The organism is Bacteroides propionicifaciens DSM 19291 = JCM 14649 (genome assembly GCF_000375405.1).
In the GTDB taxonomy this organism is placed as follows: domain Bacteria; phylum Bacteroidota; class Bacteroidia; order Bacteroidales; family Bacteroidaceae; genus Bacteroides_E; species Bacteroides_E propionicifaciens.
The window spans coordinates 1-16,534 of record NZ_AQWS01000010.1; the positions used below are offsets into that span (position 1 = coordinate 1).

17 protein-coding genes and 1 tRNA gene are annotated in these 16,534 nt (G+C 37.7%); 7 read left to right on the forward strand and 11 right to left on the reverse strand.

Annotated features, from left to right (window positions below):
- Nucleotides 1-264: 264 nt before the first annotated feature.
- The gene (locus B091_RS0104165) at nt 265-1,485 is read right to left on the reverse strand and encodes a site-specific integrase (RefSeq protein ID WP_018108752.1); all 1,221 of its coding nucleotides are present in this window, start codon (nt 1,483-1,485) and stop codon (nt 265-267) included.
- 272 nt (nt 1,486-1,757) lie between these two features.
- A tRNA-Ser gene (locus B091_RS0104170) sits at nt 1,758-1,842 on the reverse strand.
- A 137-nt stretch (nt 1,843-1,979) separates the two neighbouring features.
- Between B091_RS0104170 and B091_RS0104175 the strand changes: the two genes are divergently transcribed.
- The 3 genes from B091_RS0104175 (at nt 1,980) to B091_RS0104185 (ending at nt 6,859) form a co-directional block, all read left to right on the forward strand.
- Nucleotides 1,980-4,472, forward strand: coding sequence for an endonuclease MutS2 (locus B091_RS0104175; RefSeq protein ID WP_018108753.1), 2,493 nt, complete (start codon nt 1,980-1,982; stop codon nt 4,470-4,472).
- A gap of 81 nt (nt 4,473-4,553) precedes the next feature.
- Complete coding sequence (gene corA / locus B091_RS0104180; protein WP_018108754.1) at nt 4,554-5,585, forward strand: magnesium/cobalt transporter CorA; 1,032 nt, start codon at nt 4,554-4,556, stop codon at nt 5,583-5,585.
- A gap of 65 nt (nt 5,586-5,650) precedes the next feature.
- Nucleotides 5,651-6,859 carry an L-serine ammonia-lyase gene (locus B091_RS0104185; RefSeq protein ID WP_025069464.1) on the forward strand — a complete coding sequence of 403 codons (1,209 nt, stop codon included), beginning with the start codon at nt 5,651-5,653 and terminating at the stop codon, nt 6,857-6,859.
- A 201-nt stretch (nt 6,860-7,060) separates the two neighbouring features.
- Here B091_RS0104185 and B091_RS0104190 read toward each other — a convergent pair whose 3' ends face one another.
- The 7 genes from B091_RS0104190 to nusB all read right to left on the reverse strand — a co-directional run bounded on the left by B091_RS0104190 (nt 7,061) and on the right by nusB (nt 11,610).
- On the reverse strand, nt 7,061-7,489 hold the full coding sequence (locus B091_RS0104190) for a PepSY-like domain-containing protein (protein WP_018108756.1): 429 nt from the start codon (nt 7,487-7,489) through the stop codon (nt 7,061-7,063).
- 43 nt (nt 7,490-7,532) lie between these two features.
- Nucleotides 7,533-7,994, reverse strand: coding sequence for a DUF4890 domain-containing protein (locus tag B091_RS0104195; protein ID WP_018108757.1), 462 nt, complete (start codon nt 7,992-7,994; stop codon nt 7,533-7,535).
- Between the two features lie 177 nt (nt 7,995-8,171).
- Nucleotides 8,172-8,606 carry a DUF5606 family protein gene (locus tag B091_RS0104200; protein ID WP_018108758.1) on the reverse strand — a complete coding sequence of 145 codons (435 nt, stop codon included), beginning with the start codon at nt 8,604-8,606 and terminating at the stop codon, nt 8,172-8,174.
- A 98-nt stretch (nt 8,607-8,704) separates the two neighbouring features.
- Nucleotides 8,705-9,289: a dephospho-CoA kinase gene (gene coaE, locus B091_RS0104205; RefSeq protein ID WP_018108759.1), complete on the reverse strand. Its 585-nt coding sequence runs from the start codon at nt 9,287-9,289 to the stop codon at nt 8,705-8,707.
- Nucleotides 9,282-10,301 carry a CdaR family protein gene (locus B091_RS0104210; RefSeq protein ID WP_018108760.1) on the reverse strand — a complete coding sequence of 340 codons (1,020 nt, stop codon included), beginning with the start codon at nt 10,299-10,301 and terminating at the stop codon, nt 9,282-9,284. The genes coaE and B091_RS0104210 overlap by 8 nt, the downstream gene beginning before the upstream one ends.
- A gap of 18 nt (nt 10,302-10,319) precedes the next feature.
- Nucleotides 10,320-10,634 (reverse strand): preprotein translocase subunit YajC, encoded by a 315-nt coding sequence (gene yajC / locus B091_RS0104215; RefSeq protein ID WP_018108761.1) that lies wholly within the window; start codon nt 10,632-10,634, stop codon nt 10,320-10,322.
- A gap of 49 nt (nt 10,635-10,683) precedes the next feature.
- Nucleotides 10,684-11,610, reverse strand: coding sequence for a transcription antitermination factor NusB (gene nusB, locus B091_RS0104220; protein ID WP_018108762.1), 927 nt, complete (start codon nt 11,608-11,610; stop codon nt 10,684-10,686).
- Nucleotides 11,611-11,792: 182 nt separating this feature from the next.
- Between nusB and B091_RS0104225 the strand changes: the two genes are divergently transcribed.
- The 4 genes from B091_RS0104225 (at nt 11,793) to B091_RS0104240 (ending at nt 13,920) form a co-directional block, all read left to right on the forward strand.
- Nucleotides 11,793-12,194, forward strand: a complete 402-nt coding sequence (locus tag B091_RS0104225; protein WP_018108763.1) for a DUF3276 family protein — start codon at nt 11,793-11,795, stop codon at nt 12,192-12,194.
- 136 nt (nt 12,195-12,330) lie between these two features.
- Nucleotides 12,331-12,921 (forward strand): 50S ribosomal protein L25/general stress protein Ctc, encoded by a 591-nt coding sequence (locus tag B091_RS0104230; RefSeq protein ID WP_018108764.1) that lies wholly within the window; start codon nt 12,331-12,333, stop codon nt 12,919-12,921.
- Entirely contained in the window at nt 12,921-13,487 is a 567-nt protein-coding gene (gene pth, locus B091_RS0104235; RefSeq protein ID WP_018108765.1) for an aminoacyl-tRNA hydrolase, read from the forward strand. Before B091_RS0104230 ends, pth begins: the two co-directional genes overlap by 1 nt.
- A gap of 19 nt (nt 13,488-13,506) precedes the next feature.
- Nucleotides 13,507-13,920, forward strand: a complete 414-nt coding sequence (locus B091_RS0104240) for an RNA-binding S4 domain-containing protein (protein ID WP_018108766.1) — start codon at nt 13,507-13,509, stop codon at nt 13,918-13,920.
- An 89-nt stretch (nt 13,921-14,009) separates the two neighbouring features.
- On the opposite strand, the gene gcvT is transcribed toward B091_RS0104240, so the two are convergent.
- Nucleotides 14,010-15,095, reverse strand: a complete 1,086-nt coding sequence (gene gcvT / locus B091_RS0104245; protein WP_018108767.1) for a glycine cleavage system aminomethyltransferase GcvT — start codon at nt 15,093-15,095, stop codon at nt 14,010-14,012.
- A 42-nt stretch (nt 15,096-15,137) separates the two neighbouring features.
- A complete protein-coding gene (gene pepT / locus B091_RS0104250) occupies nt 15,138-16,361 on the reverse strand; it encodes a peptidase T (RefSeq protein WP_018108768.1) in 1,224 nt (407 codons plus the stop codon).
- Between the last annotated feature and the right edge of the window lie 173 nt (nt 16,362-16,534).

Below are 16,534 nucleotides of genomic sequence, written 5' to 3' on the forward strand. Positions count from 1 at the left end.
CAATGCCTATCAGGGACTGGGGCATAATTTTAAATCAGTTCCTAATTATTTACAAAGAAAGGGTCAGGCTATAACAATAACCCAACCCAAGCTTAATTTACTTACACACTTCCTGAGACAGTGTCCATTTTTCGTTACTTCCCTTCCAAAAAAAACAGCTCCAACTCTGCATTAATCCAATTAATAACACAGAGTCGAAGCTGTTTCGTGGGTTATAGTTATTACATCTTTCTCTAATTCATTATTAATGATATTGTCGGGAGCCTATCCAAACAATTTCTCACTATCATTAAATTTAGCGGAAAGCCCCCTCATATCCTTGCTGATTTTCTCATTGGTGATACGAGCATATATCTGAGTTGTTTGAATATTGGTGTGTCCTAACATTTTACTAACTGTTTCAATTGGTATACCCTTTGATAATGTAACTGTAGTTGCAAAAGTATGTCTTGCAAGATGAAAAGTAAGATTCTTGGTAATACCGCATACATCACCAATTTCTTTCAGATAAGCATTCATTTTTTGATTGCTTAGAACTGGCAAAATTTTATCATCAGGAAGTTCACCTTCATATTTTTGCAATATTTTCTTAGGAATATCCATTAGAGGGACATTTACATTAACTTTGGTTTTGTGTCGTTTAGTCATAATCCAGATATTTCCATCGAAAGAGATTCTGATATGATTTTTAGTTAGTTCTTTCACATCAATGTATGCTAGTCCAGTAAAACATGAAAAAATAAATATATCTCTTACCTGTTCTAATCGTTTAGTCGGAAATTTTTTTTGGATGATTTTATTCATTTCCTGTTCTGTAAGGTATCCCCTGTCCACTTTCTTCAGTTGAATTTTATAATTAGCAAATGGATCATGAACAATTAAACCATTGTTACGAGCTAAAATAATTATTCGTTTAAAGAATTGCATGAACTTCGCCATTGTATTATGGCTCACTCTTTCCTGAGTCAAAAGATAGACTTCAAAATCACGTAAAAACATATCATTAATTGACTTCACAGCCATGTCAGATACTCGGTACTTCTTTTTGATGAAGTTTGCCACATGTTTTCTTGTTACATTATATTTCTGTAATGTAGCTGCTGATTTCGAAATTCCAACCATTGATGCCACATCCTCGTTATGTTTATCGAACAACTTTAGAATTGTCTCTCCACTTTCATCAAGGCCCAAAAACTCACCTTTGATTTTCTCTGGAGTTACAATATCAAACCGTTGTAAATCATGATAAATTCTATGCAATGATGCTTTAATATCATCCAACCTTGCATTCAGATTTCGGCTTTCAGGATTAATACCTGAAACTTTGTTTGCATTCACATCCCATTTAGATAATTGAACATGAAGTTTCGTATTAAAACGAGTATCGATACCGTCAATGGTTATTCGACACATTACCGGACATGTTCCGTCCCTCTTTTTCCTGTCTCTTCTGAGATAAAAAATCACACTAAATGTACTTTTCATAAACTCAATTTTTAAATTATAAATGTATTATATCTTTTTAAATTGAGCTAAATGCAGACTAGCCAAAACTGGACAACAAACTTCCAATGTTGGACAATTCGTCTACCAAATTGTCCAATTAAGCTATGGTAGACGAATTGGGAAATGCAAAGGGGCTTTATTTGTCTATTCCTTGTCATTCTCCCCAGCCACAAACACACAAAAAAACCGTCCAAATCTCTCAATTTGAACGGTTTGTCTATACTTTGTCGCCCTTTGTCTTGGGCTCTCAGCGGAGAGAGAGGGATTCGAACCCCCGGAGCCTCGCAGCTCAACGGTTTTCAAGACCGCCGCAATCGACCACTCTGCCATCTCTCCTGGTCAGCACTTCACTTAGCGCCTTACTTCCTTTCGAAAGCGTTGCAAAGGTACTAATCTTTTTTTTATCTCCAAACTTATGATTAGAAATTATTCAATTAATTGTAATTTTGTACCAGAAAACAGAAAGACTAGAAATGATATATCCACACAACTTCGAACAGAAAATAGGTTTTGACCAAATCAGAGAGATTCTTAAGTCAAAGTGTCTAAGCACTTTGGGAAAAGACCGCATCGATGAGATGGACTTTATGACCGATTTTGATGAGATTTCGGAACAACTTTTTCAGACCGAAGAATTTCTTCGAATTATTCGCGAGAAAGCTAATTTCCCCGATCAATACTTCTTTGACGTACGCCAATCACTCAAACGTGTACGCATTGAGGGGATGTATCTCGATGAATCGGAGATATTCGATCTTCGCCGATCACTCGATACCATTAACCAAATTGTAAACTTCCTTAAAGCCATTCCTGAAGATTGTCAGGAAGAAAAACCTGCCTATCCTCACCTCAACAAGCTTGCTGGGGATGTGTTTGTTTTTCCATCACTCGTTAAAGCCATTGATGTAATTATAGACAAGTATGGCAAAATGAAAGATAATGCTTCTCCCGAACTTATGCGCATCCGTAAAGAGTTGCTCAGCACAACCTCAGGAATATCTCGCTCCCTGAATCGAATTCTACGAGCAGCACAGTCGGAAGGAGTTGTCGATAAAGATGCTGCCCCTACTCTTCGAGACGGTAGATTGGTAATCCCCGTTGCTCCCTCTTTGAAGCGCCGAATTAAAGGGATTGTTCACGACGAGTCTGCAAGTGGTAAAACTGTATTTATTGAACCAGCCGAAGTGGTAGAAGCCAATAACCGAATCCGTGAACTTGAGGGCGAAGAACGAAAAGAGATTATTCGTATCCTAACGGAGTTTTCGACCAAACTAAGACCGTATATTGAGGAGATACTTAGCTCGTACGTGTTCCTTGCCGAAATAGATTATATACGTTCGAAAGCGCATTTAGCCAACGATATGGATGCCATTAAGCCGAGTTTAATCAACGAACCTATTATCAGCTGGGGAGCTGCAATCCACCCACTCTTAGCCAAAGCCCTTCAGAAACAAGGAAAAAAAGCTGTCCCACTCGACATCGAACTCAATGCAAAACAACGAATATTGCTAATCTCAGGACCAAATGCTGGAGGTAAATCGGTTTGTCTTAAAACAGTCGGACTGCTACAGTATATGCTACAATCGGGTATGCTTATCGCTCTACATGAAAGCAGTAAAACTGGTATATTCAAGAGTATCCTTATGGACATTGGCGATGAACAATCACTCGAAGACGATCTGAGTACCTACTCTTCTCACCTAACCAACATGAAAGCGATGGTCAAGAATGGTGATAAAGAGAGTCTACTGCTTATTGATGAGTTTGGTAGTGGAACAGAGCCCCAAATCGGAGGTGCAATAGCCGAAGCTTTACTCAAGCAATTTAACCTACTGGGTACCTATGGTGTGATTACAACCCACTACCAGAATCTGAAACACTTTGCCGAAGACCACGAAGGGATTGTCAATGGAGCGATGCTCTACGACCGTCACCACATGCAAGCCCTGTTCCGACTCGAAATCGGTAACCCCGGTAGCTCATTTGCGGTAGAGATTGCCCGTAAGATTGGTCTACCCGAAAACATCATAGCCGATGCTTCGGACCTTGTAGGAGCTGAATATATCAATGCGGATAAATACCTTCTAGATATTGTGCGAGACAAACAATATTGGGAACGCAAACGTCGAAATATTCGTCAGCAGGAGAAACAGATGGAAGATGCTCTCGAAAAGTATACTGCGGACATTGCCAAGCTTCAAAAAGAGAAAAAAGAGATTATCCGTCAATCAAAACAAGAGGCTGAAAGCCTACTAAGCGAAACCAATGCGCGAATTGAGAACACCATTCGTACAATAAAAGAGGCCCAAGCCGAAAAAGGTAAAACAAAAATAGTTCGCCAAGAGCTAGATGAATTTAGAGCACGTATTGCCCAGATGGAGGCCGACGAGAAGCAAGATAAGATTTCTCGAAAGATGCAGCAGCTCATCGAAAAACAAGAGCGAAAGAAAAATAAACCCGATAAAGCAACTACCAATCAACCCGTGGTAATTGCTAAAAAGGAAGAACCTATTAAGGTAGGAAGCAGAGTACGCATGAAAGGACAACGCACAACTGGCGAGGTACTAGAGATTAATAACAAGAACGCAACCGTGCTCTTTGGCTCAATAAAAACAACCACTAAGCTCAATAGGCTCGAAAACAGTGATTCCATTGAAACACCACAAGCCTCGACCACCTATATTAGTAGCGATACCAACGAGAACATCAGAGAGAAGAAGCTAAACTTTAAGCAAGATATCGATTTGCGTGGAATGCGTGGAGACGAAGCTTTGCAAGCCGTAACTTATTTCATTGATGACGCTATTTTGGTTGGTGTCAACCGCGTTAGCATTCTGCACGGCACTGGTACTGGCGCATTACGTTCACTCATCAGAGACTACCTTTCGGGGATAAATGCGGTCAAATCTTATCGTGACGAACACGTTCAACTCGGTGGCTCAGGAATTACGGTAGTAGAGTTTTAATCAAGAAAACAAATCGTAATTCATTGAAGGACTCCTATATTGATTATCTTTGCTTATATCAGCAATATCAATATAGGAGTTATGAAAAACAATTTATTAAACGAAACATTCAGTTATAACGGAGAGGTCACCACACCCACCTCCATACAGCTTATATCCTACTCGTCCAAAGGCATTAATACCAAAACCCTTGACAATTGGGATGAAGAACATGTTTTCAGTTCGAATGAAACCTATTGGATACGTGTTGATGGGCTTAGCGAAGTGAGTGTCATCGAGAAAATAGCTAAGCATGTAGAGCTCGACTTTCTGCTTACTCAAGATATTCTCAATGTAAATCACCCTAGTAAAATCGAAGAGTACGAGACTTTCGTACTGGCTGTCTTAAAGTATTTTGAACTCGACCAGGATAATAACTACATACCCCTGCAGATATCTATAGTCTTGGGTAGTAACTACATCATAACCTTTTGCGAACGTACACCCCCATTTCTGGATGAGGTAATGGCCGCCATCAACGATGACGTTCTTCACCTACGAAAAAGAGGTTCCGACTACCTTATGAGTGTAATTATTCACAGTATAATCGGCAATTACACTGCTGCACTGATGGAACTCAACGACTCTCTTGAAGATTTAGAAGACCAACTACTCACGGTCAATACACCACGAAATATGGGGGTAACTATACAATCAAAACGACGAGATTACATCAAGTTTAAGAAGGCTATTTTACCTCTTAAAGATCAGTATGCTCGACTTCTACGCACAAATAACCGAATTATATCCCCCAAGAATAAAGCATTTTTCAATGACGTAAACGACCACTTACAATTCGTGCTACAAAACATCGAGATGGGACGTGAACTACTAACTACCCTAGTCGATTTATATATGTCGAATAACGATTTAAAAATGAACGATATAATGAAACGATTGACAATTGTTTCTACTATCTTTATACCACTGACATTTTTGGTTGGGGTATGGGGAATGAATTTCATCGAAATGCCCGAACTTAAATGGGAGTTTGGATATTTAATGGCATGGGCCATCATGTTCATTGTAGGTTTAATTATTTTCTTTTATTTTAAGATTAAGAAATGGTACTAAAAAATTGTAGCTCTTGCGGAAATAATTTGAGTAATAATAATCTGAAATCGAATAAGCCGATAATGATGAAGTCTATCAAAGAACTTTATCGCATTGGTACAGGACCTTCGAGCAGTCATACTATGGGACCAAGAAAAGCTTCTGAGCTCTTTCTCGAAAAACATCCTTCGGCCAAACGTTTCAAAGTAATTCTATATGGTAGCCTTGCGGCAACAGGCAAAGGACACATGACCGATGTTGCCATCATCGATACCTTAGAACCACACGCTCCGATAGAGATTGAGTGGAAACCCGAAATATTTTTACCCTTCCACCCCAACGGAATGACATTCAAAGCCTTCGATGCCAACAACAAAGAAATGGACGAATGGACAATTTATAGTGTTGGAGGTGGTGCACTGGCCGAAGAGGGAGACCAATCGCACGTTCAAACCAGGGATGTTTATTCCATGAGTAGCATGACTCAAATCATGGAATGGTGTCAACGCACAGGCAAGACCTATTGGGAATACGTAAAAGAGTGCGAAGATTCTGATATCTGGGACTACCTTGCCGAGGTTTGGAAGACCATGAAAGACTCAATCCAACGTGGTCTGAACGCCGAAGGTGTTTTGCCTGGTCCACTCTGCATTCGCAGAAAAGCTGCTGCATACAACATCAAAGCGTCTGGTTACACACGCTCTCTTCAATCTCGTGGATTAATTTTCTCCTATGCACTTGCTGTTAGTGAAGAAAATGCTTCGGGAGGAGAGATCGTAACCGCACCAACTTGTGGTTCTTGTGGAGTAATGCCTGCTGTGCTGTACCACCTCGAACAAAGTAGAGAGTTTAGCGAATTAAGAATTTTAAGAGCCTTAGCTACTGGCGGGCTTATAGGAAATATAGTTAAACACAATGCTTCTATTTCTGGAGCAGAAGTGGGTTGTCAAGGTGAAATTGGTGTAGCTTGTTCAATGGCTGCTGGAGCTGCAAACCAACTTTTTGGTGGTAGCCCTGCACAGATAGAGTACGCTGCCGAAATGGCTTTAGAACATCACTTAGGAATGACTTGCGACCCCGTATGTGGACTTGTACAGATTCCTTGTATCGAAAGAAATGCATTTGCTGCGGCTCGTGCTTTAGATGCTAATATATTCTCAACCTTCTCGGACGGAATACACCGCATCTCTTTTGACCAAGTAGTTCAGGTAATGAAACAAACAGGTCACGACCTACCTTCACTATACAAAGAGACAAGCCAGGGTGGTTTAGCGCTCAACTATACCCCTATGTAAGTTTCACTTACGGGTAAATCAGACTAAAAACGAGTAAGTCATTTAGTAGTAACGAGCCACTGGCTCCAAGTAAACCACCTACCCGTAAGGATAGCCTATCCTAGAGTAGAAATAGCAATAAAAACAAATAAGCTCGGAGTTGAATAAATTATTCACTCCGAGCTTATTGTTTTATTACCCAACGTATTTAAACGTTTAAACTTAAAACCTTACTTTTCCTTTTTTATCAAATCGGATAGCTAAATCGCTTTCGAGTTCTACCTCATAACCGCTTTTTTCCACTTCTATCTGTGTGATATGATCGCCAGGAAAGTTCTCAACGATATACTTGGTGATTTCTGCAGGGATAAGCAACGTAGGTACTGGATCTTTAATACAGTCTACCAAAAACCAATTTCCCTTATGGTCAAAAAGTATAGTATAATCACCCTCAAATCGAACATCAAAAACCTTAGATTCAAAAGTCTCTTCTTCGAGAACAATCTTAACAATATTCGACTTTGGAAAATGGGTCTTAATCATCTTCTGAGCATTTGCTGGCAATTGCTCTATATCACTTGGCAACGTTTTACCTGCAAACAAACCAATTGAACATAACAGAAAGGTAAATAACAGCGTTATCTTTTTCATAAAAAATTTAGTTTGGTTTATATTTATAAGGTAAAGTTAATTATTATTTCGAAAGTTGGGCAACACCCTCACGCAATCTTTTCTCATAGGCCTTAAATTGAGAAGAAGTCATAATCTTCTTTAACTCACCCTTGTACTGATCAACCTGAGATGATAGCTCCTGAATCCTGGCCTCACGATGTAAGGTGGGATTTGCAAGGTATAGGCTATCCACTCCACGAGATCTCCCTCTGTAATCAGCACGTTTATTACGCACATTTTTTTTATTAGTTCCAGAATTTGTATTATTACTCAACCATTTTTTATTGAGTTCGAGCAATGATTTTTGCTGTGTCTCGTTCAACTTATAAGTCGAGATCATTACACCTGTTAGCTTTTCGGCACGCATATCGAGCCTTTCGGTCTGCGTCAATCGGGTTCTATGAGGTCTTTTACGATTCTGAGCCTCTATATTTACGGTAGTTAGCAGTAACACTGCTAAAATTAAAATAGTCTTTCTCATCATTATTGTCTTTAATTAATAATCTAATAAAATACTGTTGCAACTATTAATTAGACGCAAAATAGATGATAAGGTTTAATGGAGTGACTTAGTTTTAACATAAACGATAAGACTTAAGGATACAAAAAAAGCAAGCACTTGAGTAAAGTACTTGCTTTTTTAGCTCTCGGTAATAAGTTATTACTCAGCTGATTCTTCAGCTTCAGCAACCTCTTCTTCTTTAGCTGCAAAATCACTGATACCGTTTTCGATAAGCAGATTATACCAGCTAATTAATTTTTTGATGTCACTTGCATATACACGGTCTTCGTCGAAATCAGGAAGAACTTCTTGCAAATAAGCTTTCAACTCATTAGAAGATGCTTTTTTACCATTAATTGAAGTTACTTTACCTTCTTCTTTAGCTTTCATAGCTTCAAGAACTTCAGCTAAAGGCACTTCAGAATCGTGTGTATACATAGCGATATCGCCCAATGAAATTATTTTATCGGCAGAGTAAGCCGGCATACGTTTCTTGTCAGCACTAATAGTTTCTACGATAAGCATATTCTTACCTTGTGAAACTAACTTATATAAGCCGGGTTTTCCAGCAATTGATAAAATTGTCTTTAACATGTTCTCTAAATTAAATTCTTTATATCTTACAAAAATAGCACACCAATGTGAGACAAGCAACGATATATTCAAGAGATTCTTGAATTATAATCATTATTCTATTTTTTGAGGAGATCGCCAACCATCTGCAATACTTGTGGAAGCAATGGATCTTGGTGATCGTTACGAATAACATAATCGACTTGCTCCATTTTCCACTCATCAGAAGCTTGTGCCAAAATGCGTTTTTTTATCAGTTCATGTGTAGAGTTATCGCGTGCCACAGCCCGATTAATACGCATAGTTTCGGGTGCATAAACCAATACGGAGTAGTCAACTGCATCCAAGAAATTGGCTTCAAAAAGGATCGCCGACTCAAAACTCAAGATTTCTGCCTGATTATGAAATGCACACCAACGCTCAAAATCAACTCGTACACGTGGGTGTACAATCTGATTAATTCGAGCTGTATTACCAGGATTGTCAAAAAGATAAGCTGCAATGCATTGCTTATTTAGCTTACCATCAATATAAGATTGCTCACCCAATAGTTTTTTTATGTCGTTGATAATCCTATCATCACTCACCATTAGGCTTTTAGCCCTATCATCAGCAATATATACAGGATATCCTAAAGCCTTTAGGATGCGCGATAAAACACTTTTACCACTCCCTATGCCACCAGTAATTCCAAGTTTAATCATACGAATTAGTTGTTTTTTGTTCGATAAGAAAATCAACTTTACGAGGTGATACGCGTAGGCGTTGAACCCCCTGAGGGAACTTAGTTATCCGTAGTGTATAAGTCTCGGTAGTGAGATCTAATAGCTCTTGATAATCAATATCTACCATAAAATCGGCTGCTGAATAACGGTTAAAAGAACGCGTACCCACTTGAAATATTATATCAACAGCTGAAGGAAAAGTACGAAGTATCTTATCAGATGGAAAATTGGTTCCATGAAGTGGAACTCGAACCGTTTTTTCGGTAAGTATATCAATGGGAAGTTCCACCTGAATCTCTTCGGGTAGGTATTTTACACCTTTAATATACGCTAAGGGGACTTTAAGACTCGTAGAATCTGTTAAGTTGAGCTGCTCAATATCAGAAGTGTAAGCCACATTAATCTGCGATAATAGATCTGCAGGTGCATAGATCGAAACAGAGTCAGGTCGGATTATAGTATCTGTAATGATATATTGAGAATTAGCTTCAATCTTACCTTTTAGGCCTACAGGCACACGCTTAGCTACACCTCTAGCAAAGATAAATTCGAGTGAATCGGGCTCTATAGCCAATAATTTGGTAGAGGCACTAAACTTAGAAGCAATTCTTTTCTCTAAGATTGTTGTAGCCAACTTAACCTCATTCATATTCCTTTTAGAAAAGGCTGTAAAATCAATCTCGACTGGTGATAAATTACCACCTACAATATAATTTAATAAGACTGTTCCCTTATCTCTAACTTTAATATCAAGAGCCTCTACTCTATTGCTAGTTAAGACTAGGTTGTCGGGGACATGTATAAGCTTAACAGGGACTCTAAAGTCTCTATCATACTCATCATTTAGAGTTTGCAACAGCCAAAAAACAGACGCAATAGCAAAAAACAATAAAAAAATAAAGAACTCTCTACTCTTTGGTCTGAGCAGAAAGTTCTTTACCTTATTAAATATCCTTTGAAAGGCTGTATTTATGTTCTGAATGTTGAACATAGTTTATTCTCCTTTCAACTATTTCTTTTTTTCTTGAACTGTTGGCTTTGCAAAAATAGAGCTAACGTCAATCATAATCTTAACGTTATTAGCTATTTGAAGCTCAACCATTGTACCATCGATGTTTTTGATTACACCATGAATACCACCAGCGGTGATAACTTCTTGATTAACTTCTAGGGTTTTACGGAAGTTAGCAATCTCTTTTTGTTTTTTATTCTGTGGACGAATCATAAAAAAGTAGATAATCAGGAACATAGCACCTAACATAATCCACATAGGAATACTACTTTGTTGCCCTGCTGCTTGTAATAAAATGTTCATAAAGTTCATATTTCTTTTTTTAAATTATAGCTATAACTTTGAGTATATAACAAAGTTATTAGTTTTTAATTAATTTGTCTTCTTTTTTGAGTTCATTTACTATAGAATCTAACGTTCCATTAATAAAAGAGCCACTTTTTTGCGTACTATACAGTTTAGCTAAATCAAGATACTCGTTAAATGTTACATTTAAAGGTATGTTTGGAAAGTGATTAACTTCGGCAAGAGCACATTGCATTAATACAACATCCATAAGGGCAACACGATCAAGATCCCAGTTTTTGGTATTTTTACCAATCAAGCTACGATATTCATCGCCATTCTCAATGGTGTAACGAAACAGATTCACTGCAAACTCACGATCTTCATCATCTTTGTATTCACCTAAGAGAGGTTGATCTGCACCATTTTTATCTTCAAAACGTTTGATTGTTTTAAGAACAAAAGTATCAACAATCTCCTTATCGTCATTCCAATAAAGACTCATGTCTTCTAATGTTTCATCTAGAGATTCGCTAGGACAAATGTAGTTTTTGTAAAGTTTTCTCCACAATTCCTTGTCATCTTCGTAAGTAGAAGTAGCAGATGCCATGTACTTTTTGTAGGTTGTAGAGTTCGTGATAAGCTCATAAAACTCTTTAACGGTGTTAAGATCGTCGCCCCAAGTACGTTTTTGGACCTCTTTATATTCCAATAAATCCTTGTTAGCAGCAAGCTGAGCAATGAACTTATTTTGAATAAACTTTAAATTGGGATTTAAATCTTCAGGAGTAGGAACTAATTTAGATTTCGACTTTTCGATACGGTTTTCAGCAAACTCTGTAATGGCTACCATTAAAAGTAGAAGATAATTATACAAATCGTGCGCTTTAGAAAGGCTAAAAAGCAGCTCTTTCTCAGCAGCTTTGATCGTTTTATCACCATTTTGATAGTATGCATAAACTATCTGTATCAATTTCAGACGAATAAGAACTCTGTTAATCATAATTTAATACAATATATAATGCGGTTATTAACAAGAAGCAAAAGTAGTTATTTTAGAGCATTAAACGCATAAAAAACATTTTTTTTATGTCTTATTTTATTCTTATCGCATTTTCTTTTGAGAGTATCAAAAAATTATCGAATTTTGACACCGATTTATAAACTGATCTATATATAAAGAGAATGGAAGACTTAAAGATGAATAACGACGCAGTTTTTAATGATAAAGAAATAATCTTTTCAAAAGCTATTAAAGCAGGTAAACGAATCTATTATCTTGATGTAAAAAGGAATAGAAAAGACGAACTTTTTTTAGCTATAACAGAGAGTAAGAAAACAGTTACTGGCGAAGGCGAAAACGCTAGAGTGAGCTTTGAAAAACATAAGATTTTTCTTTATAAAGAAGATTTCGAAAAGTTTTCACAAGGCTTCCAAGAAGCACTTAGCTACATTGAAGAAAAGCAAGGAAAGCATGATCCATTAAGCATGAACTATAATTCTGAATCAACCGATGAATCAGAAAAACTCATGGTAGAATCAGAACTTGGTAACAATGAGATAAAAATAGATATAGACTTTGAGTAAAAAAGTTTGAATATTGAGATTTTATCACTATTTTTGCACCGCTTTTTACAGCATACTATGTGAGTAGTCACATCGTGTAATGGTAAATTAAGCAATTTAGAACTTAATTTTAGAGTAACACAAAAAAAGATTTAAAATGAAATCAATCGCAATTAACGGCTCATCAAGAGTTATTGCTGAGCGTTCATCAGAACAAGCTAGAGCAATCAAAGAAATCCGTGCAAACGGTGGTATCCCATGTGTATTATATGGTGGTGAAACAAACGTTCACTTTGTTGTAGAAGCAAGCAATGTTCGTCATTTAGTTTATACTCCTGACATTTTTGTTATCGATCTTGAGATTGATGGTAAAACTACTAAGGCGATCCTTAAAGATATCCAATTTCACCCAGTTACAGATGCTATCCTTCACATTGACTTCTATGAAGTAAGTGAAAATGAGCCAATCGTAATGGAAGTACCTATTAGACTTACAGGTCTTGCTAAAGGTGTTAAAGCTGGGGGTAAACTTCAACCACAAACTAGAAAACTGAAAGTTAAAGCTCTATACAATCACATCCCTGAAAGATTGATGATTGATGTATCTAACCTTGACCTTGGTAAAACTATCAAAGTAGGTGAAGTATCTTTCGAAAACCTTGAAATTTTAAATGCAAAAGCTGCTGTAATCTGTGCCGTAAGATTGACACGTGCTGCAAGAGGTCTTGCAGGTGCTGCAGAGAAATAATGAAATATTTAATTGTTGGATTGGGTAATATTGGTCCTGAGTACCACGAGACCCGACACAATATAGGATTTATGATATTGGACGCTTTTGCTAAAGCGTCCAATGTTGTTTTTAGTGACAACAGATATGGAGCAGTCGGCACAACCTCCATCAAAGGACGTCAACTCATATTATTGAAGCCTTCAACTTATATGAACCTAAGCGGGAATGCTGTTCGTTACTGGATGCAAAAAGAGAAAATTCCGTTAGAAAACGTCTTAATCTTAGTAGATGATTTAGCACTACCCTACGGTACACTTAGGCTAAAAAGCAAGGGAAGCGATGCAGGTCACAACGGCCTAAAACACATTGCACAAATCTTGGGAACACAAAACTATGCTCGTTTACGATTTGGAATCGGCAGTGAGTTTAGTCGTGGACACCAAATAGATTACGTACTTAACCCATTCTCTAGCGAAGAGCTATCAGAAATGGATGAGCATATAAAAGTAGCACAAGACATTATTAAAAGTTTTTGCTTAGCTGGGATAGACATTACAATGAACCAGTTTAACAAAAGAAAATAATAAATTAAAATACAATATTATGGCTGAAGCACGATTGGATAAATGGTTATGGGCAGTCCGAATATTTAAGACACGCTCAATAGCAGCTGATGCTTGCAAAAAAAACCGAATCTCGGTAAATAATGCACCAGCAAAACCCTCGAAAGTAATTAAAGAGGGAGACATCGTTAGTGTTAGGAAGCCTCCTATAACCTATTCCTTTGAAGTTTTAAAAACTATCGACAAACGCGTAGGCGCAAAACTAGTCGATGAGATGAGAAAAAATGTTACCCCAGCCTCAGAGTACGAATTACTCGAAAGCGCTCGAATCGGTGGTTTTATTGATCGAGCCAAAGGGACTGGACGACCAACCAAAAAAGACAGAAGACAGATTGAAGATTTTTCTGAACTTACCTTCTTTGGTGATTTTGATGAAGATTGGGACGAGGAGTAATCCTAACACCTTTATATACAGATATAAAAACTCCTGATTGAACTATAGTGTTTAATCAGGAGTTTTTGGTTTGTTTCTATATCTGTTATTTATTTGCGGAAAGGGGGCTTACTAATCTTAGCCTTAAGGCTTCTATTTCTTACCTGAATAAAGATTTCCGTACCCTCAGTGGCATGTTCTGTCTTAACATACCCCATACCGATTCCGATTTTAAGTGAAGGCGACATCGTCCCAGATGTTACCTCACCAATAACTTCACCATCAGCATCAACGATAGGATACCCTTGACGAGGCACACCCTTATCTTCGAGTACAAAAGCGATAAGTTTGCGCTTTACACCGTCAGCTTTTTGTTTCTCTAAAATCTCACGTCCAATAAAGTTTTTGCCTTCAACGAACTTAGTAATCCAACCCAATCCTGCCTCAAGCGGTGTAGTTGTGTCGGACATATCATTGCCATAAAGGTTAAAACCCATTTCTAAACGTAGTGTATCGCGAGCACCAAGACCAATAGGCTGAATTCCGAACTCCTCACCAGCATCAAAAATAGCATCCCAAATCTGCATCGCATGCTCTGGGTAAAAATAAAGCTCAAAACCTCCAGCACCAGTATAACCAGTATTAGAGATGATAACATCCGACACACCAGCTAACTCATCAACAACAAAGCTATAATAAGGAATATCCTTGAGATCAACCTTAGTCAGCTTCTGAAGTGTATCAATAGCTTTAGGTCCTTGAACAGCTAGTTGAGCCATCCATGAAGAGGCATTGTCAAGCTCAGCACCAACTGTATTTTGAGCTACACACCATTTCCAATCTTTCTCGGTATTCGAGGCATTAACAACCAAGAGGTATTTCTCTTCGTCATATTTATAAACCAAAAAGTCGTCAATTATACCACCATTCTCGTTTACGAAACAAGAATACTGGATCTTACCAACCTTAAGTTTGTTTACATCGTTTGAGGTAACACGTTGCAAAAAGTCAAGGGCTTTACTTCCCTTTACCCAAATTTCGCCCATATGCGAAACATCAAACACTCCTACTCCCGAGCATACGGTTAGGTGTTCATCTATTATACCTTGATATTGGATGGGCATGTCAAAGCCTGCAAATTCATGCATTTTTGCTCCCAACTCAATATGTTTCTGTGTAAATGGTGTGGTCTTCATGTTATTTTTTTTTATAGTTAAAAGTCAGATTAATATTATTGATTAGACCTTCGCTATTCGTTGAACTAGTTCTACGATAACTTTGGTGGCTTTTTCCATATTTTGAATAGGCACAAACTCATATCTCCCGTGAAAGTTTAAGCCTCCGGCAAAGATATTAGGACAAGGTAAACCCTTGAATGAAAGTTGAGCACCATCAGTACCTCCACGAATCGCTTTAATATTGGGTTCTACACCAACAGTTTTCATAGCTTCGGCAGCCAAGTCAATAATATGCATCATAGGTTCAATCTTTTCACGCATATTGTAATATTGGTCTTTCAATTCCAAATCAACCGTACCTGAACCCAATTCGGCATTCAATCTCTTGACAAACTCAGTCACTTTTTGCTTACGCTCTTCGAATATTTTACGATCGTGATCACGTATAATATAAGTCAGGGTTGTTTTATCAACTCCTCCTTCAATACCTACAAGGTGATAAAAACCTTCGTATTTATCAGTGTGTTCAGGTGTTTCGTGACGTGGAAACATCGAAATTAGCTGATTAGCGATTGTAATTGAGTTAATCATCTTATTTTTAGCATACCCTGGATGCACATTACGGCCTTGTATTGTAATAACAGCCGAAGCAGCATTGAAGTTTTCAAACTCCAGCTCTCCTAGCTCACCGCCATCCATTGTGTAAGCCCATTCACAGCCAAATTTCTCAACGTCAAACTTGTGAGCACCGAGACCTATTTCCTCATCTGGATTAAAACCAACTCGGATTTTACCGTGTTTAATCTCTGGGTTATTAATAAGGTACTCCATAGCAGTAACAATTTCAGCAATTCCAGCCTTATCATCAGCTCCTAGAAGCGTGTGACCATTGGTCACAATTAAGTCTTCACCTTTATGATTCAAAAGCTCAGGAAACTGTTTGGGTGAAAGTATGATGTTTTCTTTATTGCATAGAATGATATCACTCCCATCATATTTTTCTACAATTCTGGGAGAAACATCTTTGCCCGTCATATCAGGACTCGTGTCTAAATGAGCAATAAAGCCAACAGTAGGTACATCCTTATCTATATTAGATGGCAAAGTAGCAAACAGATAGCCATTCTCATCAAGAGTAACTTCACTAAGCCCTAGTGCGATTAGCTCTTCTTTAAGGTATTTGGCAAATACCATTTGACCAGGAGTACTTGGTGTTATATTAGTGGTGTCATCAGACATCGTATCAAAGCTAACATACTTCAAAAAACGTTCTGTTATTGTCATATTATATTATTTTAATTTTAAACTTATCTATTTGTAAAAATAGACAATGGCACCTTATAAAACAAATTGATATCTGCATTTGATTGGCGAATTTGCTCATTTAAGCCTATCAAATGAATATTTCTTGCTTTTAGCTCAATTCAGAAGCACCTTGCCACCTCAAAACTACCCTG

Bases quoted from the DNA above. Each gene is read 5' to 3' on its own strand.
- B091_RS0104165 (WP_018108752.1), bottom strand. From the start codon at position 1,485: ATGAAAAGTACATTTAGTGTGATTTTTTATCTCAGAAGAGACAGGAAA.
- B091_RS0104175 (WP_018108753.1), top strand. From the start codon at position 1,980: ATGATATATCCACACAACTTCGAACAGAAAATAGGTTTTGACCAAATC.
- corA (WP_018108754.1), top strand. From the start codon at position 4,554: ATGAAAAACAATTTATTAAACGAAACATTCAGTTATAACGGAGAGGTC.
- B091_RS0104185 (WP_025069464.1), top strand. From the start codon at position 5,651: ATGAAGTCTATCAAAGAACTTTATCGCATTGGTACAGGACCTTCGAGC.
- B091_RS0104190 (WP_018108756.1), bottom strand. From the start codon at position 7,489: ATGAAAAAGATAACGCTGTTATTTACCTTTCTGTTATGTTCAATTGGT.
- B091_RS0104195 (WP_018108757.1), bottom strand. From the start codon at position 7,994: ATGATGAGAAAGACTATTTTAATTTTAGCAGTGTTACTGCTAACTACC.
- B091_RS0104200 (WP_018108758.1), bottom strand. From the start codon at position 8,606: ATGTTAAAGACAATTTTATCAATTGCTGGAAAACCCGGCTTATATAAG.
- coaE (WP_018108759.1), bottom strand. From the start codon at position 9,289: ATGATTAAACTTGGAATTACTGGTGGCATAGGGAGTGGTAAAAGTGTT.
- B091_RS0104210 (WP_018108760.1), bottom strand. From the start codon at position 10,301: ATGTTCAACATTCAGAACATAAATACAGCCTTTCAAAGGATATTTAAT.
- yajC (WP_018108761.1), bottom strand. From the start codon at position 10,634: ATGAACTTTATGAACATTTTATTACAAGCAGCAGGGCAACAAAGTAGT.
- nusB (WP_018108762.1), bottom strand. From the start codon at position 11,610: ATGATTAACAGAGTTCTTATTCGTCTGAAATTGATACAGATAGTTTAT.
- B091_RS0104225 (WP_018108763.1), top strand. From the start codon at position 11,793: ATGGAAGACTTAAAGATGAATAACGACGCAGTTTTTAATGATAAAGAA.
- B091_RS0104230 (WP_018108764.1), top strand. From the start codon at position 12,331: ATGAAATCAATCGCAATTAACGGCTCATCAAGAGTTATTGCTGAGCGT.
- pth (WP_018108765.1), top strand. From the start codon at position 12,921: ATGAAATATTTAATTGTTGGATTGGGTAATATTGGTCCTGAGTACCAC.
- B091_RS0104240 (WP_018108766.1), top strand. From the start codon at position 13,507: ATGGCTGAAGCACGATTGGATAAATGGTTATGGGCAGTCCGAATATTT.
- gcvT (WP_018108767.1), bottom strand. From the start codon at position 15,095: ATGAAGACCACACCATTTACACAGAAACATATTGAGTTGGGAGCAAAA.
- pepT (WP_018108768.1), bottom strand. From the start codon at position 16,361: ATGACAATAACAGAACGTTTTTTGAAGTATGTTAGCTTTGATACGATG.